Annotated in this window: 20 protein-coding genes; 6 read left to right on the top strand and 14 right to left on the bottom strand. The window is 37.9% G+C overall.

Features of this window, described 5'->3' with window-relative positions; translation table 11 throughout:
• Nucleotides 1-45: 45 nt before the first annotated feature.
• From lpxA to rimO, 12 genes are all read right to left on the bottom strand, one after another.
• Entirely contained in the window at nucleotides 46-834 is a 789-nt protein-coding gene (gene lpxA, locus RMB06_RS10965; RefSeq protein WP_017385998.1) for an acyl-ACP--UDP-N-acetylglucosamine O-acyltransferase, read from the bottom strand.
• Nucleotides 831-1316 carry a 3-hydroxyacyl-ACP dehydratase FabZ gene (gene fabZ, locus RMB06_RS10960; protein WP_002115603.1) on the bottom strand — a complete coding sequence of 162 codons (486 nt, stop codon included), beginning with the start codon at nucleotides 1314-1316 and terminating at the stop codon, nucleotides 831-833. Before fabZ ends, lpxA begins: the two co-directional genes overlap by 4 nt.
• A gap of 6 nt (nucleotides 1317-1322) precedes the next feature.
• Nucleotides 1323-2393 carry a UDP-3-O-(3-hydroxymyristoyl)glucosamine N-acyltransferase gene (gene lpxD, locus RMB06_RS10955; RefSeq protein WP_311079462.1) on the bottom strand — a complete coding sequence of 357 codons (1071 nt, stop codon included), beginning with the start codon at nucleotides 2391-2393 and terminating at the stop codon, nucleotides 1323-1325.
• 4 nt (nucleotides 2394-2397) lie between these two features.
• Nucleotides 2398-2898: an OmpH family outer membrane protein gene (locus tag RMB06_RS10950; RefSeq protein WP_016145644.1), complete on the bottom strand. Its 501-nt coding sequence runs from the start codon at nucleotides 2896-2898 to the stop codon at nucleotides 2398-2400.
• 41 nt (nucleotides 2899-2939) lie between these two features.
• On the bottom strand, nucleotides 2940-5450 hold the full coding sequence (gene bamA, locus RMB06_RS10945) for an outer membrane protein assembly factor BamA (protein WP_311079460.1): 2511 nt from the start codon (nucleotides 5448-5450) through the stop codon (nucleotides 2940-2942).
• A 36-nt stretch (nucleotides 5451-5486) separates the two neighbouring features.
• Nucleotides 5487-6842, bottom strand: a complete 1356-nt coding sequence (gene rseP, locus RMB06_RS10940; protein WP_311079459.1) for an RIP metalloprotease RseP — start codon at nucleotides 6840-6842, stop codon at nucleotides 5487-5489.
• Between the two features lies 1 nt (nucleotide 6843).
• Nucleotides 6844-8040 carry a 1-deoxy-D-xylulose-5-phosphate reductoisomerase gene (ispC, locus tag RMB06_RS10935; protein WP_311079458.1) on the bottom strand — a complete coding sequence of 399 codons (1197 nt, stop codon included), beginning with the start codon at nucleotides 8038-8040 and terminating at the stop codon, nucleotides 6844-6846.
• Nucleotides 8041-8865 carry a phosphatidate cytidylyltransferase gene (locus tag RMB06_RS10930; protein WP_014206990.1) on the bottom strand — a complete coding sequence of 275 codons (825 nt, stop codon included), beginning with the start codon at nucleotides 8863-8865 and terminating at the stop codon, nucleotides 8041-8043. It lies immediately after the preceding gene.
• Nucleotides 8865-9617, bottom strand: a complete 753-nt coding sequence (gene uppS / locus RMB06_RS10925; RefSeq protein WP_002115643.1) for a polyprenyl diphosphate synthase — start codon at nucleotides 9615-9617, stop codon at nucleotides 8865-8867. The genes RMB06_RS10930 and uppS overlap by 1 nt, the downstream gene beginning before the upstream one ends.
• A 5-nt stretch (nucleotides 9618-9622) precedes the next feature.
• The gene (gene frr / locus RMB06_RS10920) at nucleotides 9623-10177 is read right to left on the bottom strand and encodes a ribosome recycling factor (protein WP_002115638.1); all 555 of its coding nucleotides are present in this window, start codon (nucleotides 10175-10177) and stop codon (nucleotides 9623-9625) included.
• 84 nt (nucleotides 10178-10261) lie between these two features.
• Nucleotides 10262-10990: a UMP kinase gene (gene pyrH, locus RMB06_RS10915; protein ID WP_000852257.1), complete on the bottom strand. Its 729-nt coding sequence runs from the start codon at nucleotides 10988-10990 to the stop codon at nucleotides 10262-10264.
• A 51-nt stretch (nucleotides 10991-11041) separates the two neighbouring features.
• Nucleotides 11042-12385 (bottom strand): 30S ribosomal protein S12 methylthiotransferase RimO, encoded by a 1344-nt coding sequence (rimO, locus tag RMB06_RS10910; RefSeq protein WP_002115588.1) that lies wholly within the window; start codon nucleotides 12383-12385, stop codon nucleotides 11042-11044.
• Nucleotides 12386-12728: 343 nt separating this feature from the next.
• Here rimO and glnL point away from each other — a divergent pair, with 343 nt between their 5' ends.
• From glnL to RMB06_RS10880, 5 genes are all read left to right on the top strand, one after another.
• Entirely contained in the window at nucleotides 12729-13838 is a 1110-nt protein-coding gene (gene glnL / locus RMB06_RS10900; RefSeq protein ID WP_002115631.1) for a nitrogen regulation protein NR(II), read from the top strand.
• Entirely contained in the window at nucleotides 13825-15318 is a 1494-nt protein-coding gene (glnG, locus tag RMB06_RS10895; RefSeq protein ID WP_199112756.1) for a nitrogen regulation protein NR(I), read from the top strand. Before glnL ends, glnG begins: the two co-directional genes overlap by 14 nt.
• A 264-nt stretch (nucleotides 15319-15582) precedes the next feature.
• Nucleotides 15583-16236: a TetR/AcrR family transcriptional regulator gene (locus RMB06_RS10890; protein ID WP_005803466.1), complete on the top strand. Its 654-nt coding sequence runs from the start codon at nucleotides 15583-15585 to the stop codon at nucleotides 16234-16236.
• A gap of 112 nt (nucleotides 16237-16348) precedes the next feature.
• Nucleotides 16349-17269 (top strand): ornithine carbamoyltransferase, encoded by a 921-nt coding sequence (gene argF, locus RMB06_RS10885; protein WP_005068890.1) that lies wholly within the window; start codon nucleotides 16349-16351, stop codon nucleotides 17267-17269.
• 193 nt (nucleotides 17270-17462) lie between these two features.
• Nucleotides 17463-17987: a protein tyrosine phosphatase family protein gene (locus tag RMB06_RS10880; RefSeq protein ID WP_174724443.1), complete on the top strand. Its 525-nt coding sequence runs from the start codon at nucleotides 17463-17465 to the stop codon at nucleotides 17985-17987.
• Here the strand turns inward: RMB06_RS10880 and ispF are convergent.
• Nucleotides 17975-18466, bottom strand: a complete 492-nt coding sequence (gene ispF, locus RMB06_RS10875) for a 2-C-methyl-D-erythritol 2,4-cyclodiphosphate synthase (RefSeq protein WP_174724445.1) — start codon at nucleotides 18464-18466, stop codon at nucleotides 17975-17977. The genes RMB06_RS10880 and ispF overlap by 13 nt on opposite strands.
• A 100-nt stretch (nucleotides 18467-18566) precedes the next feature.
• Here ispF and RMB06_RS10870 point away from each other — a divergent pair, with 100 nt between their 5' ends.
• Nucleotides 18567-19211 carry a hypothetical protein gene (locus RMB06_RS10870; protein WP_032036531.1) on the top strand — a complete coding sequence of 215 codons (645 nt, stop codon included), beginning with the start codon at nucleotides 18567-18569 and terminating at the stop codon, nucleotides 19209-19211.
• Nucleotides 19212-19255: 44 nt separating this feature from the next.
• Here the strand turns inward: RMB06_RS10870 and RMB06_RS10865 are convergent, their stop codons facing one another.
• Entirely contained in the window at nucleotides 19256-20500 is a 1245-nt protein-coding gene (locus RMB06_RS10865) for a D-amino acid dehydrogenase (protein ID WP_044102144.1), read from the bottom strand.
• Nucleotides 20501-20583 lie beyond the last annotated feature (83 nt).

The raw sequence follows: 20583 nt of genomic DNA, 5'->3' as shown, positions 1-20583 counted from the left end.
AAAAAGACACCGCTATCTGCGGTGTCTTTTTTTGAATATCTCGGCTTAACGCACAATACCACGTTCTGATTGTTCAACAGAGTCAATTAATAATTGAGCTTCTGGAACATTCGGAAGAATATCATTTTTAATCTGCTCAACAGCTTGAACAGAAGTCAGGCCTGATTTGAAAATCAATTTATAAGCTTCTCTAAGGCCTTGAATTGTATCCTTAGACCAACCCTTTCGGCGCATACCTTCTATATTAATACCAAACGCATGTGCTGGATTACCAGATGCCATAACATAAGCTGGCACATCTTTTAAAATTAAAGATGCTCCACCAACCATACTGTAAGAATCAATTTTACAGAATTGATGAATTCCCGAATTACCACCAATAATGACATGATCACCGATATGTACGTGTCCAGCAACACCAACATTATTTGCGAAAATATTATGATCACCAACAATACAGTCATGTGCAATATGCGTATTAACCATCAATAAGTTATGACTACCTATTTTAGTTAAAGCATTATCTTGTACAGTTCCTCTATGTAAACTGCAATGCTCACGAATTAAATTATGATCTCCAATCTCTAACCAAGTTTCTTCACCTTGATATTTCAAGTCTTGGCAAACTTCACCAACACTTGCAAACTGGAAAATCTCATTATTTTGACCAATTTTGGTAAAACCACCAACTACAACATGTGAATGTAATTTAGTACCAGCGCCAATCGTCACATTTGGACCAATAATACAATAAGGTCCTATCTGGACATCCGGGGCAATCACTGCAGATGGATCAATAATGGCCGTAGAATGAATTAAATCGTGATTGCTCATGCCTGCTCTGTTTTTTGGTGTGAAATCATAATTTCAGCGGTTGTTGCTACAATACCGTCAACGGTAGCCGTACAGTTATATTTGTAGATACCGCGTTTTTGCATTACTAATTCAGATTTTAATACAAGTTGGTCGCCAGCAACTACTTGTTTTTTAAATCTAACCTTTTCTGCACCAGCAAAGAGGAATAAAGAACCCGGTTTTGGCGTCTCATTGTTCATAATAAAACCTAGAACGCCCGAAACTTGAGCTAATGCTTCTACAATTAAGACACCCGGCATAATTGGATATTCTGGGAAATGTCCTTGTAGGAACTCTTCATTGATAGAAACATTTTTATAACCAACAATACTATTGTCAGTAACTTCAGTCACACGATCAACCAATAAGAATGGGTAACGATGCGGCAAATATTGACGAATCGTTTGAATCTGCATTGGTAATTCAGGGATGGCAAATTTAGGTGTAGTTGACTCGGTCATAATATTCTATTTACGCAAATTAAAAGTTGATTCAAGAGACTCTATTTGAGCTTGTATATGATCAAGTCGTTTAGTGATTTGGGTCAATGGCACATCTGCTAATTGTCGCAAGCGTACAATTGTCTTTTTCCAATGACTATTTTCAAATAATCCAATTCCTGAAGAATAGGTACCAGCTTCAGAAATATTTTTTGTGACCATTGACATTCCAGTTAAAGTCACATTATCAGTGATTGAAAGGTGACCAGACACACCGCAAGCTCCTGCAAGAATACAGTTTTTGCCAATTTTAGTGCTTCCAGCAATTCCACATTTAGCAGCAATAGCTGTATTGGAACCAATATGAACGTTATGTGCGATTTGCACAAGATTATCAATAATTACCCCATCTTCCAAAATCGTATTATCTAGTGCCCCTCGATCAATACTACAATTTGATCCAATACGGACATCATTACCGATGATAACTGAACCTAATTGTGCAATACGATGCCATTTACCTTGATATGGTGCAAAGCCAAAGCCTTCACTACCAATTACAGTACTTGCATGAACTCGAACACGATCAAGTAATTTAGAACCGCCAGTAATGGTGACATGAGAATCGATAAAACAATCCTTTCCAATTTCCACATTATCATCCAGACGAGTATGAGACTGAATAATCGTGTTCTCACCTACTACACAATTTTCACCAATTACAACGTAATGGCCAATATATGTTTTTTCAGAAATAATTGCGGAAGGATGAATTTGAGCAGTACTTTCAATACCTATTGATGTGATCTTTTTATCAAAAGCATGGGTAAGGATGGCAAAAGCCAAATATGGATTATCAACAATAATAAAATTTTGTTTATCAGTAAGCTGTTCTTTAATAGAGCTTGTAACAATGTACGCACCCGCACGGCTAGCCTTTGCTTGATCGATATACTTTTCGCCATTTACGAAAGTAATATGAGAAGGTTCAGCATTTTCTAAACTTGCTAGGTTTATGAATTGAAGACTACCCGCACCGACTAACTCACCATTCACTAGGTGAGCTAGTTCATCTAAACGATAATGTTGCACTTTCATTAATTTATTTCATTGAATTAACCTTTTGTATCATTTTATCAGTTAAATCATATTTAGCGTCATAGGCAACGGTCGAATTTTTATTCAAAATGAAGTCAAGATTATTTTCTTTTCGTAATTGTTCAGCTGCTTGCTTCACACGAGTCTCAAAAGTTGAGTTCATTCCTTGCAAACTAGTTTGAACTTTAGACTGCAGACCTTGTTGAGTTGAATTAAATTCATTTAATTTTGACTGATATTGAGTCTGAAGCTTTTTAATATCATCTTCTTTCATTTTTTGCCCTTGGGTTTGGGCTTGACGTTGAAGACCTTCTAACTCTTTACCCAACTGCTCAAGACGAGTTGTTGTTGGTTTAACAGATTGATTTAAACTTGCATTTTGTTGTTTTAAATAAGTACTACTTTCAACAACTTTAGCAAGATCAATAACGCCATAACCAGCTGCATTAGTCATAGCAGAAACTGTAAGGCCTAACCCTAACATTAATATATTTAATTTTTTCATTTAAATTTGTGTCCTTATTTCATTGTTTAGTCAAGTCGTACTTAGAAAGTACGACCGATTTCAAACTGAATCTCTTTAGTTTCGTCACCAGGCTTGTCATTTAACGGGAATGCATAGCTAAGAGATAATGGTCCAATCATAGTGATCCATGTGAAGCCTACACCTACGCTATAACGCATATTGCCTAAATCAAAACCGTAGTTATCTTCACAGTATTTTTTAGCATTTGGAATTTCTTGGCCATTCATCATCATAGAATAAGAGCCAACATCACATTTAGTATCAAATACTTGACCACCTTCAGCAAAAAGAACTGGTCGTACTTGGCGAGTCCAATCTCCTTTGAATGGCAATGGTAAAGCAAGCTCTGTACCAAACTGAACTAAAGCATTACCACCAACTTCTTCTGGAGAAGAGTCATTTTTACCTTCTTCTTGTAAATTCACGCTTGAATATTTCGGGCCCAAGGTACTGTTGTCATAACCACGAACAGAACCATAACCACCCGCATAGAAGTTTTTATAGAATGGCAAATCATTACCATAGCCAAGCTTACCATAACCACGTAATACAAAGCCTGAATTACCGATTGGTAAGAATGCTTGTGTATCATAAGTTACTTTTTGGTAATCGACATCACTACCCGGTAAACCAATTTCAAGCCCTACTCGATGAGACATACCTGAAGTTGGGAAAATTGGACGGTTTAGTGTGTTATATGACCAACCTAAATTCAGATTATAAGTGAAAAATTCCCCTTCAAATGCACTTCCATAAGGATCTGATACTTTGTCTGGTGGGCAATTATACAGTCCTGTTTCTTTATCTTGAACAAGATCAACAAGACAATAGGTACTTGTAGAAGTGGTTTTCCCACCATTTTTTAACAAGTAGTCTCGTACATAAGTAGAGACATAAGGACCAGTCGTTACTTTAGTATTATCAATACCTAAAGAAGCACTTAGGCTTTGGTTTTCATCAATTGGATAACCAAAACTTAAACTGCCACCAAAACTATCGGTAACATAGTTATTAACGTTATAGTCATCATTTAGCTTTGTTTTACGATAGTAAACGTTATAACCACGGCTTACCCCATCAATAGTGAAGTAAGGGTCGGTAACACTTAAGTTATAGTAGTCTTGAGTTTCAGAACGAGATAAATCGATCGAAACACGATTACCTGTTCCCATAAAGTTGGTTTGACTTAAACCTGCCTGGAATGTAATACCACCACTTTGTGAGTAACCTACCGCTAGTGTTGTAGTTCCCGAGTGTTGTTCTTCAACATTTACGTTTAAATCCACCTGATCTGGTGAGTTTGGAATACGAGCCGGTTTAATATCAACTGTTTTGAAGAATCCTGTACGCTCTAAACGAACCTTAGATAAATCAATTTTTTCATTACTCGCTAAAGCACCTTCCATTTGACGCATTTCACGACGCAATACTTCATCGGCAGTTTTACTATTACCTGTAAAGTTAATACGACGTACGGTTACTTGCTGACCTGGGTTTACATAATAGTTTAAGTCAACAACACCCGTTTCATTATTAATTTGCGGAACGACATTTACATCTGCAAAGTAATAACCTGCATTACCATATTTACGCAATAACAATTGCTTAACAGCATTTACTTTTTCTTGAGAATAAGTATCGCCATCTTTATAGATTTTTAAAGCTTGCAGCTCTTCAGGTTTATAAAGTGCGTCACCTAAAAATTTGGTTTGACCAAATTTGAACTGACTACCTTCCTCTACAGCAACTTCAATAAAGATATTCTTTTTATCTTCACTAATATTGAGCTGTGAGTTATTGATATGAAAATTGATATAACCCTTATTCAGATACATCGCACGCAAAGCTTCAAGGCTCGCTGCCATTTTCTCTCTAGCATAACGGTCATTACGAGTTACAACTGAAGCCCAACCACTTTCCTTAACTGCGAAAGCTTGTTTAATTTCACTGTCTTTAAAAACAGTATTACCAATAATATTGATATTAAAAACTTTAGCTGCCGTACCTTCATTAAAATTTAATTTAAGTTCAACACGATTATTTGGACGAGCTATAGTATCAACAGTTACATCAGCATCATAACGGCCTTGTTGAGTATATTGCTGCTCTAATTCAGTTTCAATTGTTTGTAAAGCTGACTTCTTAAAAACTTCGCCTTCAGCAATTCCCATTTTTTTGAGGCCTTGCTCTAAAGCCTCTTTAGGAATAAGTTTGTTACCCTTAAATTCAAGTTTTGAAATAATTGGGCGCTCTACGACATTGAAAACTAAAGTATCGTTATCTCTTGATGCTTTAATATCGTCAAAAAGTCCAGTGGCATACAATGTTCGAATTGCTTCTGCGATCATCGGTTCATTAACGCGATCGCCACTGTTGATTGGCAACATGGTAGAAACATTTGCAGGAGTAAGACGGACCAAACCATCTATACGAATATCTCGAACAACGAAATCATCAGCTGCATATGCTTGTTGTACCGCTGCCATAGCGCTAACAAGTGCCAAAGGCATTAAAAAATGTGTGTGCCGCATGCCAGTTTTTCCAGTAAGTTATAAATCCATATACGTTTACAAACGCATAAAATCGTTAAATAAAGCTAAAAGCATCATACTACCGAGCAGTACCATACCAATTTTTAGACCAAACATTTGTATTTGTTCAGAAACAGGCTTCCCACGAATAGCTTCAATAATGTAATAAACGAGGTGTCCACCATCAAGCATTGGAATTGGCAATAAATTTAAAATTCCAAGACTTACACTCATTAAAGCCATAAATGAGATAAAAGTCTGCCATCCCATTTCTGCACTTTGTCCCGCTACTTTCGCGATTGTAATTGGTCCAGAAAGATTCTCTAAGCCAATTAAACCCTTAACCATTTTTACTATCGAATTCAATATCATGCTAGAGATTTGGCCAGTCTTATCTAGCGACATCTGGAAAGCTTGTATTGGAGTATATTGAATTGTTTGCTTATATTCGTCAGGAATTGTAATTTTTCCTGCATCACTTTTTACGCCTAAGACACCGCTCACTTGCCCCATATTGTCACGCTTTCCTTGAGGCATGACTTTCAAATGAACGAGTTGACCATTACGCAACACATCAATACTGAGCAATTTTTCTGGTGAATGTTGCACAACTTCCACAACATCAAACCAGTCTTTCATTGCTTGACCATTAATGGATACAATACGATCACCGACTTTCATTCCTTGACGAATTGCTGCCCCATCTGCAGTCAACTCCGTTACAATAGCAGGAATAACGGGACGATAAGGTAAAAAACCTAATACATCTAAAGCTGATTCATTTTGGTTTTTTAAAAAATCTTTAATTGGTAAAACAATATTTTTCTCAGTACCTGCACGATCTACATCAAGATTTAGGCTACCGGTTTCACCCACACGGTCAATCAAAGCAAAGTTAAGTTTTTCCCAAGTTTGCGTTTCCTTTCCGTCAACAGCAATAATTTTGTCGCCTACTTGTAGTTGAGCTGTTGCAGCCAGCGAGTTGGGTATAACTTTACCTACTCTTGTATTTAATTGTTCTTGTGCAGGTAAAAATAAAATCCAGAAAAGTAAAACAGCAAAAATCAAATTAATTAAAGGTCCAGCCGCAACAATTGCTATACGCTTCCATGGTTTTTGACGGTTAAATGCATAAGGTAAATCTTGCTCTGCAACATTACCTTCGCGCTCATCGAGCATTTTTACATAACCACCTAGAGGCAAAGCTGAAAGTTGGTACTTAATTCCAGATTTTTTTGATGTCCATTTAAGTAATGTCGGACCAAAACCGATGGAATAGACTAAAACTTTAACACCAAGTTTTCGTGCCACCCAATAATGACCGAACTCATGAATTGCAATTAATGGACCGAGCAAGAGAGCTGCTGCTGCAATCATAAATAATGCACTCATTTCAGCCTCCTATACTTGATATATACTGCTGTGCTACATGTCGTGCTACTTTATCTTTATTTAAAATAGACTCGATACTATCAGCAACTGAGTTTTCCAATTTTTGCAAAGTATGCTCTACCACTTGTGGGATATTTGTAAATCCAATCTGTTCCTTTAAAAATGCAGCAACAGCAATCTCATTTGCAGCATTTAAAATAGTTGGTGCCAACCCTCCTACACGCATTGCCTGACGCGCCAAGTCAAGTGCAGGAAATTTCTGGATATCCGGTGCTTGAAAATTAAGCTGAGAATACTCAAATAAATCTAAAGCAGGAACATTAGTCTGTAAACGTTCTGGCCATGCTAATGCATGAGCAATCGGAGTACACATATCTGGATTACCCATTTGCGCTAATGTTGAACCATCAACATATTGCACCATAGAATGAATAATACTTTGTGGGTGGACAACAACTGTAACAAAATGTTCAGATATTGAAAACAAATGACATGCCTCAATTAACTCCAACCCTTTATTCATAAGAGTAGCTGAGTCAACTGATATTTTCTGCCCCATAGACCAGTTGGGATGCTTACAAGCCTGGGCAGGAGTAACTTTTTCTAATTGCTCTAACGAATGGTTTAAAAATGGTCCACCTGAAGCGGTCAATAAGATTCTTGATACACCCTGTTGCGGTTGTCCATTTCTTTCAGCCTCTAAATAATTATGAGGTAATGATTGAAAAATAGCGTTGTGTTCTGAATCTACCGGTAATAATAATGCCTGATGATCACGTGCTGCTTGCATCATGATTTCACCAGACATGACCAAAGCTTCTTTATTAGCAAGCAATACGCGTTTACCAGCTTTTACAGCCGCTAATGTTGGTAATAAACCAGCTGCTCCAACAATTGCAGCCATAACTACATCAACATCTGGATGAGATGCGATACTTACTAGCCCTTCCTGATCAGTCAAAATTTCAATATCTTGTAATTCATTCTTTACAAATAAAACTGCTAATTCGTCAACTTTTTGCTTTGGAACAACTACAACTTTTGGTTGAAATTGTTTACATATATTAACCAATTCAGAAATTCGACTATGAGCTGAAATTGCAAATACTGAATACTTATCAGGATGTTGATTTAAAATTTTTAAGGTACTTTGCCCAATGGAACCGGTTACACCCAATATGCAAACAGATTGTGTCATTTATAAATCTACACCAATAAGTTTTAATATATACATTCCCGTTGCAAAGATCGGGGCTGCAGCAAGTAAAGAATCAATACGATCTAAAACACCACCATGACCAGGTAGTACACGTCCAGAATCTTTAATACCAGCACGACGTTTAATCATCGACTCAAATAAATCACCTAAAACTGAACCGAATACTGTAATCAGTGACAAGATAAGAAACAGGATTTGCTGAATTAAAGTTAAATTTAAATACTGATATTGCACAACCAACATTACCAGTATGGTCGTGATAACACCACCATATAAACCTTCTACTGATTTGTTCGGACTTACGGTTGGCGCTAGTTTTCTTTTACCAAATTTACGGCCAACAAAGTAAGCACCACTATCTGCACCCCACACAAGCAAGAACAGATACATTAACCACCAAGGCGAACTTTGCCAGACAACAAAAATTGAAGTTACCGCAGCACAAACTAAAATAATGCCAATTACATATAGAGTAGCGTTATACCACCCATCAAATTCAGGAAAAGATTTGACCCAATAAACGCTTACAAGCCAAGTCAAAATTGAAGCTGACCACAAAAGTAATGCAATATCATGGAAAAATAGAGCAACGCCTGAAACGAATGCAACAAGCAGACCGTAGCACCAGGCTTTTGGCTTTACAGCATTTACAGTTTCATGGGGCATTAATTTATACCATTCATACCCCGCTACCCCTGCTGCTACAATCATAAGAACCAACATTGGATAATGTGATTGCGTAGCAAACATACAGCCTAAAACAACTGCGACAAGTACCAATGCGGTAACAATCCGCTCTAACATTATAAGTTCTCTATTTTCTCTTGCTGAATTTGTTCAGATGTTTTGCCAAAACGACGTTCACGCCCTGAAAAAACATTCAATGCATGATCGAATTCTTGTACTGTAAATTCTGGCCATAAAGTATCAGTAAAATACAGCTCCGCATATGCTGCTTGCCATAACAAGAAATTAGATATGCGATAATCTCCACCTGTACGGATCAATAAGTCCACAGCTGGCAGATCGTTTAGACTGACATATTTTTCGAACAAATCAACATTTATTTGATCAGCACCAAATTCACCACGGGAAACCGCTTCAGCAACTTGTTTTGCTGCATTTGCAATATCCCACATCCCACCATAGCTCACAGCAATAGTTAAGGTCATAGTGTTATGGTGTGCTGTCTGTTGCTCTGCATCTTCCATTAAGGCAACTAGGTGTGACGGTAATCTGGAACGATCACCTATGAAACGCAAAGCAATATTAAATTTCTTCATGCGAGGTATTTGCTCATGAATAGTTTCTTCAAGAAGCTTCATAAGCAGATCGACTTCAAATTGTGGTCGATTCCAGTTTTCGCTTGAAAATGCAAAAACCGTTAAAGCACGAATACCTGTTTTTTTACAATGTTCAACGATAGGATCAAGAACATTTTTACCCTCTCGATGTCCATCACCTTTTTGCATTTGATTTTTTTTTGCAAAGCGGTTGTTGCCATCCATGATGATGGCAACATGCTTAGGAAGATGATACTCTTCTGAATCGGTCATAAAATTTAGACCTTCATCAATTCTGCTTCTTTCGCTGCAAGACGCTTGTCTACTTCTGCAACATATTTGTCAGTGATTTTCTGGATATCATCACCTGCACGGCGCTCATCATCTTCAGAGATTTCTTTCTCTTTTAATAATGCTTTGATATCACCTAATACATCACGACGAATATTACGAATTGCAACTTTTGCATTTTCAGCTTCGCTACGCGCAATTTTTTGCATATCACGACGTGTTTCTTCAGTTAATGCAGGTAAAGGTACACGAATTGCATCCGCTGTAATCGGGTTTAAACCAAGATCACTCTCACGAATTGCCTTATCAATAGCTGAAACCATTGTACGTTCAAATGGCTGAACAAGAAGTGTACGAGAATCTTCAACACCAACGTTTGCCACTTGATTTAAAGGCACATCAGAACCGTAGTAAGGAACCATTACCCCATTTAAGATTGATGGGTGTGCACGGCCGGTACGAACTTTAGCAAACCCGAGTTCCAAAGACTCAAGAGTTTTCAACATACGCTGTTCGCTGTCTTTTTTCAGATCGTTAATCATATGATCTACCTTACTTATTTATTCAAGGATGTTTTAACAAATTTAATTTAGCGCTAGTATAAAGAGCTTTCATCAACACGTACATTATTTAGTAACGCGTGTACCTTCTTTTTCGCCCATGACTACTGACAATAGCGCGCCTGATTTATTCATATCAAAAACTTGTAATGGCACATTATGGTCACGACATAAACAAATAGCTGTCAAATCCATAACACCAAGTTTTTCGTCCAATACCTGATCAAAGGTTAAATGATCATATTTAACTGCATCTTCGTATTTACTTGGATCTTTATTATATACGCCATCAACTTTGGTCGCTTTTAGAATTAAATTTGCTTCAATTTCAATTCCGCGTAAGCAAGCTGCCGTATCAGTCGTAAAGAATGGATTTCCAGTACCAGCAACAAAAACACAAACTTCACCCTGACTCAAGTGACGAATCGCATCACGACTTGAATAAGACTCTACTACAGTACCAATTGGTAATGCAGACATAAGGCGAGTTCTGATGTTACGGCGAACTAATGCATCACGCATAGCCAAACCGTTCATTACAGTTGCAAGCATACCCATTTGATCGCCTGTTACACGACCAACCAAGCCATCTTTTTGCAACTGACTACCACGATACAAGTTACCGCCACCAACAACGATACCCACTTGCACACCCAAGCCAACTAAGTGAGCAATTGAAAGGGACATTTGGTCAAGAACTTGGGCATCAATACCCATGTCTTTGTTTCCTGATAATGCTTCACCAGATAGTTTTAATAAAATGCGTGAATAACGGGGGCTAATTGTTTCCGCCATGAGTTTGCTCCAAAACCTCTTAAACTGAATGCTTTTTTGAATCGTTATCGATTAAACCGACTTAATTTTAATTAACTTTGCAAATAAGTCGTACTCATCCGCATCGGTGATTTCGACTTCCAACATATCGCCTGGTTGAATAGTGCTCTTATCGATATCTTCTACAAAGACATTACCGTCAATTTCCGGAGCATCGGCATAAGAACGTGCAACAGCAACAGGATATTCATCTTCCAAACTATCGACTAATACAGTCATCGTTTGACCAATACGTTTTTGTAACTTAGCAGCAGAAATTTGTTGCTGCACTTGCATAAAGCGCTCGTAACGCTCTTGCTTAATTTCTTCAGGCACATGATCTGGTAAATCATTTGCCGTAGCGCCTTCTACTGGTGAGTAGGTAAAGCAGCCAACACGATCAAGTTCAGCTTCAACTAACCAATCGAGCAATATTTGAAAATCTTCTTCAGTTTCGCCTGGGAAACCCACTACAAATGTAGAACGAATCACAAGATCCGGGCATTTTTCACGCCACAATTTAATTTTTTCGAGTGTATTTTCACTGTGAGCCGGACGCTTCATTAACTTAAGAATACGCGGGCTTGCATGTTGGAATGGAATATCAAGATATGGCAGGATTTTACCTTGTGCCATTAAGTCAATAACCGCATCAACATGTGGGTATGGGTAAACATAATGTAAGCGCACCCAGATACCAAGTTGGCCTAGTGCTTCACACATATCAAAGAATTTTGTTTTAACAGGCTGGCCATTCCAGAAATCAAGTTTGTACTTGGTATCTACACCATAAGCTGATGTATCTTGCGAAATAACCAAAATTTCTTTAACACCTGCTCTTTTAAGCGCAGCAGCTTCTTCCAGTACACTTCCAACTGGACGCGATACTAGATCGCCACGCATACTTGGGATAATACAGAAGGTACAACGATGGTTACATCCTTCAGATATTTTTAAATAGGCATAATGTTTTGGTGTTAAGCGAATTCCTTGTTCAGGAACCAAATCAACAAACGGGTTGTGTTTAGGTGGTGCTGGTACATATTCATGTACAGCTTCCATTACATCTTGATAAGCTGCTGCACCAGTAACCTTTAAAACGTTTGGATGCATTTGACGAATTTTGTCTTCGTCTTTACCTAAGCATCCAGTAACGATTACTCGACCATTTTCACTCATGGCCTCGCCAATTGCATCTAGCGACTCTTGTACCGCAGATTCGATAAAACCACAGGTATTAACAACAACTAAATCAGCACCATCATAATCTGATGCAACTTGATAACCTTCAGTCTTTAACTGAGTTAAAATTCGTTCAGAATCTACCAATGCCTTAGGACAACCTAAAGAAACAAAACCGACTTTGGGGGTCTTCATGAATCTGCGCTCCACTTGAATGCGCGTATTGTATGTCTTTTCTTGTCTCAAGCATAGGTGGAAAGCCTACTCTTTGTGTAATGCACCAAAATACGACCAACATTTGCACCAAAACTCACCTTTGCACCAAGTTGGATCATGTTATTATCTATATTCAAGCCATCAGTTTTGATCAACCGATATAAAGACCGATTTCAGCGCGTTTTTAAAATACTTTAAAACTTTAAAATAACCCATAAACAAAGTTGGCGTATATTTTGCATCGTTCATGTTCTATAACGGTGAAAATCCGATAACCAATGAAGATGCCATTGCGCTATTTTAAGACAGGAACGATTCGCTAATGGATCAACACAACCCTATCGACTATCGCCTATTGGTAGACAACTTAACTACTGCGATTTTATTGATCGATAGTAACTTGAATATTTTTTACTTAAATTCTGCCTGCGAAGCACTATTTGACATTAGTTTGCTTCGAGCTTCAGGACAGCCGGTTTTGAACTTACTTCATGCACCAGATGATACTTTTAATACACATGAAGCGTTATTAAACACTATTAAAACGGGTCAACCTTATACTCGTCGAGAAGCGGTTATTAATGTCAACTTTAAAGACCTTCATGTTGATTACACAGTGTCTCAATTAAATGCAGGTAAAAGTTATCACCCATTACTCTTGATTGAGCTCAACCCGATTGATCGTATGTTAAAGATTTCTAAAGAAGAAAATCTGGTACAACAACATCAGGTCGCTAGGCAGCTTGTACGTGGCGTTGCGCACGAAATTAAAAACCCACTTGCAGGTATTCGTGGTGCAACTCAATTACTCGCTCGCAGTTTAAACGATAAGAGTTATGCTGAATTTACAGATGTCATTATTAATGAAGTAGATCGTTTAACTAACTTGGCAGATACCATGTTGGGTTCTAGACAACTCCCAAGTTATGAAAATGTTAACGTACACGAGCCTTTGGAGCGAGTGCGTTCACTTATCGCCAACCAGACAAAGAAGAAAATTAAAATTATACGGGATTATGATTTGTCTTTACCCGATGTTAATGCTGATCGTGATCAGTTAATACAAGTCATGCTCAACATTAGTGTAAATGCAATTCAAGCCATAACAGAAAACAAAGCATTTTTTATAGATCACGAACCGGAGTTAATTCTACGTACACGTATACAACGTCTTGTCACAATTAACGGTGTACTAAATCGATCTACAGTGCGAGTCGACATAGAGGACAATGGACCAGGCATTCCTGAAAGTATTTTGGAGTCAGTATTCTATCCATTGGTTACTGGACGAGCAAAAGGGACTGGGCTTGGCCTGAGTATTGCACAGAATATTATGCATCAACATAACGGAATGATTGAATGCCAATCTGTTCCTGGAAAAACAATTTTTAGCTTATATTTACCTTGGGAGTCAGACCGTGTCGCGAAATAAAATATGGGTTATTGATGATGATCGCGCCATGCGATGGGTATTGGAAAAGACCTTTAAAGAAGAGGGTTTTGATGTTACCAATTTTGAAGAAGCTCAAACTGCGCTTGAACGTTTGCACCATGATGCTCCCGATGTCATCTTAACTGACATCCGCATGCCTGGAATTGATGGTTTAACTTTTTTATCTAAAGTCAAAAACACTCATCCAGATTTACCTGTCATTATTATGACAGCACATTCTGACTTAGAGTCTGCTGTATCAAGCTATCAAACAGGTGCATTTGAGTATTTACCAAAACCTTTTGATATTGATGAAGCTTTAGCTTTAGTCAATCGCGCGATCCTGCATATTAATAAACTACAACAGCAAGAAGCTACAAAAACAGCCTCACCTCTTCAATCAACAGAAATTATTGGTGAATCTCCGGCAATGCAGGAGGTTTTCCGTGCTATCGGTCGTTTATCTCAATCTCATATTACTGTTTTAATTAATGGTGAATCGGGTACGGGTAAAGAATTAGTTGCTCATGCTTTACACAAGCACTCCCCACGCCGTGCCAAGCCTTTTATCGCCTTAAATATGGCTGCGATACCAAAAGACTTGATTGAAACCGAGTTGTTTGGTCATGAAAAAGGCGCTTTCACAGGGGCGAATACTCAGCATCAAGGACGCTTTGAACAGGCAAATGGCGGAACATTGTTCCTTGATGAAATTGGTGATATGCCATTTGAAACTCAGACTCGATTGCTTCGCGTACTCGCTGACGGGGAGTTCTATCGTGTAGGCGGACATATTCCCGTTAAAGTAGATGTTCGAATTGTAGCGGCTACACATCAGGATTTAGAAAAGCTGGTAAACGAAGGCCGCTTCCGTGAAGACTTATATCACCGCTTAAATGTTATTCGTATTCACATTCCTAAACTTGCTCACCGTAGTGAAGATATCCCAATGCTTGCGCAACATTTTCTTGCTCGTGCAGGCAAAGAGCTTGGTGTAAGTCCAAAAATCTTACGTACTGAAACAACGGACTACATGCAACAGTTACCATGGCCCGGTAATGTTCGCCAACTGGAAAATACATGCCGCTGGTTAACCGTAATGATTACTGGCCGCGAAGTTTATCCAGAAGATTTACCTTCTGAGCTCAAACAAGTTCCATTGCAAAAGAATAGTGATTCTGGACAACCCACACCTTCATTTGAGCGTATTTCTCTACACCATTGGGATGAACTACTAAATCAATGGGCTATTCAAAAGCTTAAAAATGGTGAAATGAAAATTTTGGATATTGCCACACCAATGTTTGAACGCACGTTGATTAACGCAGCCTTGCAACAAACACGTGGACGCAAACGTCATGCAGCAGAATTATTGGGTTGGGGTCGCAATACCTTAACACGCAAGTTAAAAGAACTTGGAATGGATTCTGCAGATGATGACGAAGAAGATGAGCACAAGGTTACTCAAACTGAAGCCTAGAAATCTCATTATTTAACTTGAGAGCGGTTAAGTCATACTTAGCCGCTTTTTTTCAATCAGATTTTTCATTAAAATATAATGTAAACATGAGGTTACATCATTAAACTCTTCTACAACCAACACTAAGCTTATATTTTCTATTAGTTTATTTTTTGAATTAGCCACTTACTGTTCAGCATATGATCTAAAAAAATGGTTATGACCATCACTAAAGATAGTTTTGCTATACTAGATAAGCAAAGTCAGTTGTTGTTATTAAATTTTATGCATGATTCAGTCCTAGATTCACATCACCTTGCATGTGAGAAACCTCAAACACGCCGCGGTATTGAACGTCGTTTAGCTCTATTGTTAAGCGCGACCGAGCTGTTCCTAGAGAAAGGATATGATGCTGTATCTCTCGATGATATTGTTAATCATGCAGGTGGCTCTAAGGCTTCTATTTATAAATATTTTGGCAATAAAGAAGGACTTTTTACGGCTATATGTGATCATAAACGCGAAATGTTTTTTAAAGATATTTGCATTCCATTCCAACCAGAGAAAAGCACTTTAAGAGAATATCTGATTCAAACACTTAATCGTGTATATATTCATATTATTCAGCCCGAACATGTTGCATTTTTAAGACTTATTATTGAACAGACCGAATGTAACACTGTCCTCATACAATACTTATATGACAAATGGGTACATAATTTACAAAATACACTTACTCAAGCATTAGAGTTTGCGGATAAATCAGGCGAAATTACCTGTAATTCTCCGTATTATTCTTCACTCATGTATTTTGGGATTTTACGAGATATTGAATGGCGTATGATTATGGGTATGCCAGCTCTTCCAGATGAGAAAGAAGCTTTTGATTATATTGAATATTGTGTAGATATTTTCTTAAAAGGCCATCATAAAGTCTAATTCTTTTGCATTTTAAAATGCTTATAGTATAGTAGACTTCTTTTTTCCCACATCCACCCAGCCAACAACAGATAATTGTTGTATTTCAAAACAATTATTATGGAGTAGCTACATGGCTCTAAGACATTTCCTGACTTTACGTGATCTATCCACTCTAGAACTTAATCGCATTTTAGAACGCGCAAGCGAACTTAAAAAAATGCAACATGACAATAAGGTCTACCAGCCTTTTGTCGGTAAAGTATTGGGAATGATTTTTGAGAAATCAAGTACGCGTACACGTATCTCTTTTGAAGCAGGTATTAATCAATTTGGCGGTAGTGCGATTTTTCTATCGCCTCGTGACACACAATTAGGCCGTGGTGAACCAATCGAAGACTCAGCACGTGTAATTTCAAGTATGCTTGATATTGTGATGATTCGTACCTTTGGTCATGACATTGTTGAACGTTTTGCATCTTATTCAAAAGTTCCTGTAATTAACGGCTTAACTGATGATCATCATCCATGCCAGTTACTTGCTGACTTACAAACTTATATTGAACACCGCGGCAGCATTGAAGGCAAAACCGTTGCTTGGATTGGTGATGGTAATAATATGTGTAATTCATATATTGAAGCTGCACACATGATGGGTTTCAAACTCAAAATTGCATCGCCAAAAGGATATGAACCTAAACCTGAATTTTTAGCCGAGTTTGGTCATTGCGTTGAGCTTTATGATAATGCGGAAGATGCCGCAGTAAATGCTGACCTTATTGTGACTGATGTGTGGGCAAGTATGGGCCAAGAAGAAGAGCAAAAACTTCGTGAAAAAGCCTTTGCTGATTTTCAGGTTAACGAAAAATTAATGAGCCTTGCTCACCCAGATTGTTTATTCATGCACTGCTTACCTGCTCATCGCGGCGAAGAAATTTCTGAAACCATGCTCGATTATAAAAATGCAGTCGTATGGGATGAAGCAGAAAACCGTCTCCATGCTCAAAAAGCTTTAGTCGAATTTTTATTGAATGAAAATCTAAAAAAAGCTTAAATTTTGAGTTAAAAAAAACAGCATCTTAATGATGCTGTTTTTTATTTTATAAGACTTGTACTCTTCCAGTTAATTATTTTTAAAAATTTGATAACGTTGCCGAATATATAAGCAGGCTGTATTTCAACTATTCTCTAGAATCGTGTATAACATTCTACACAATAAGCTAAGCCTACTCTTGTAGAGTGCGATCATGACAACCCTTGAACAATCATTATCTCAAATTCCCACATTTTCTATTATTCATGAACATTTATTTAGCTCGGCCCAGCCTTCTGCTGAACAACTAAAATTGATTAAAGAGTTTGGTTGTAGCACAGTCATTAACCTTGCTTTAACTAATGCTTCAAATCATCTTGAAAATGAAGACCGCATTTGTTTAGACCTAGGTTTAAATTATATTCATATTCCAATTGATTGGGAGATGCCTTCTGCTGAGCAGTGCTTATTAGTTTTAGATTTGATTGATCATTTAGTGCGAAATGAAATTGTTTGGATACATTGTGCCAAAAATAAACGCGTAAGTTGCCTTATGTATGTCTATAGACAGTTTTATATGAATATGGATATGCCGACTTCTCAGGATTTATTGCACGAAATTTGGGAACCTAATGAGACTTGGACTGGACTCATTCATAGTATTACCTTACAGCTACAAGGCCGTAAGGCAACTTTAGAACTTCAACAGTCTTTACAACAGGCAGATCACTTGGTGTGATGAGAAATTAAAACCGTCGCTGTAGCCAAAATTCCTTCTTGACGACCGGTAAACCCGAGTTTTTCGGTTGTCGTTGCTTTAATACTAATTTGATTAATATCTACATTTAGAACGTCAGCAACGCTTTGACGCATTTCCAGATTATACTTAGCTAATTTTGGACGCTCGCAAGCCACCGTAATATCGGCATTATTTAACTGATAACCACGGTCTAAGATTAATTGATAAACATGCTTTAACAATACTCGGCTATCTGCGCCTTTGTATTCTGGGTCAGTATCAGGAAAATGTTGTCCAATATCTCCAAGCGCTAAAGCACCTAATAAAGCATCACATAGCGCATGAAGTACAACGTCACCGTCAGAGTGCGCTTTCAAACCATGTGTATGTGGAATTTGTATACCCGCCAATGTAACGAAGTTCCCCTCTTCAAAGGCATGTACATCCATTCCTTGTCCAATACGAATCTGAGCAACCATATAAATTATTACCTTCCATAAAAACTTAAGAAATCTTGTATTCAGCCGTTCTGTTTCGCTATAGTACACCTAGCAAAGTAGACTGAAAGTATAAGCGATCATGCTGTCTAATACTGATATGAATCAATTGAAAAGATTAAGTTTTGTCGTGACACTGAGTTGTTTATGTTCACCTCTTGTCTTTGCAGAATCAATAGACTGCCCCAATACTGGAGCTGAGCTCAAAATCTGTTCAAAAACATTTAGTGAATCAAGAAAAGAACTCAATAATAAATATCTTTCTGCATATTTAGTTACTGATGCCCCCTTACAGCTTTTACAGGATACACAAAAGTTATGGTCTAAACATACTCAGCAATGCAAGAGTAATACATGTATTCAACAACAGTTTGATTTACGTACTGATGACTTAAATTTTTATGCTTCACTTAAGCAAACGCTTACCCAGCATTATCTTAAGTTTGAAAATGGACATATAGCAACTCAGCCTGTACACATTCAAGTCCATCAGCTCGCGAAAGATAAAATTAAGATTGAAGGGATAGCATACCGCAATCCAAATAACCGCAAAGAAACTCAAACGATCTCATTGATGGCCTATAGTTCACCTGAACAAAAAAGTGAAATTTTAGACAATGAGCACAACTGTAAATATCAGTTTAATTTTCAAAAAGCTTTACTTAATGTGAAAACCCAGCAAAAAGGCTGTGAACGTTTTAGCGGAATCTACCGTTTATATGACTAACGCTTAAAATAAAAGCCAGTATTTGAACACTGGCTTTTTACTTTCTACGCTGGATATTTTTGCGCAATATCCTGACCGACTAAAACTGCAGTTGCCGCAGACAAAGTCCAACCTAAATGCCCATGCCCTGTATTATAAAAAACACGAGGTTGTTTAGATTGCTTAACAACAGGCAGCATATTCGGCATCATTGGTCTTAACCCTGCCCAAGGCACCACATGCTCAGTTGAAATATCAAAGTTACGATTAACCCAATTCACTAATGGTTGAATACGATCAGCCCGTATGTCACGGTTATAGCCATTAAACTCAGCAGTCCCTGCCACACGCAGTCGATCTTTACCTAAACGAGAAGTCACAATTTTTGCACTTTCATCTAGCAAGCTTACCCAAGGAGCATTGTTTACACTGTGCTCATCTTTTAATTGCACGGTAATTGAATAACCTTTTACTGGATACACATTGACTCGTTCACCAATCATATCGGCAAGTTGATAACTCCCTACACCACCGCAAACCACAAGTACATCACCTTCAAGCTGAATGTTATCGGACTCAACCAGATAAGGATGTTCCGCACTTGGCTGACAAGTTACGACTACTTTGTCTGCGCTGCACTTAATATCCATAACTTCTAGGCCGAACTTATATTGAACGCCATATTCTTTAGTCTTCTCAGCCAAAGAGGTTGAATATTTATGAATATCACCCGTCGCATCACTTGGTGTGTAATAGCCACCGAAATAGTCACCTGTCAAAGATGGCTCTATTGTTTTCATTTCATCAGGTGAAACCGAATAACGTTCCAATGTACCTTTGTTCAATACGTTATTAACTTGTTTAGCAATCTCGTAGTCAGCCTTACTATGATACATATGGAGGATTCCACGTTTCTCCAAATCAAACTCAAGCTGCTCTTTTTCAGCAACTTCAAACAAACGTTTACGAGCGAGCAATGCCAAACGCACCGTCTCAATCGTATTCGCTTCATAGTTTTTAATATGTGAGAGAAATTCAACTAGCCAACTATACTTATGCAAACTAAATGAAGGGTTCAACAATAGAGGAGCATCTTTTTGTCTCATCCATTTAAAGCCTTTAATCACGGTGGCTTTTTGGTTCCATACTTCGGCGTTACAAGCCGATAATTGCCCTCCATTGGCAAATGATGTTTCCATTGCAGGATATAAATGTCGATCAATCACTGTGACTTGATAACCCAGTTGCGATAATTCATAAGCAGAGGTAACCCCTGTGATTCCCGCACCTATCACAATAACATGTGGCATAACAGACTCCTCAGAAATGCAAAAACATTTCATCAGTACAGCCCATCTGTCATTGGTACCTGAGAGTTTCGACCCCAACGTTA

This window comes from Acinetobacter sp. V104_13 (assembly GCF_031798995.1).
Taxonomy (GTDB): domain Bacteria; phylum Pseudomonadota; class Gammaproteobacteria; order Pseudomonadales; family Moraxellaceae; genus Acinetobacter; species Acinetobacter pittii.
Note: the sequence above shows the minus strand (reverse complement) of the source record. Positions and strands in the feature narration are given on the sequence as shown.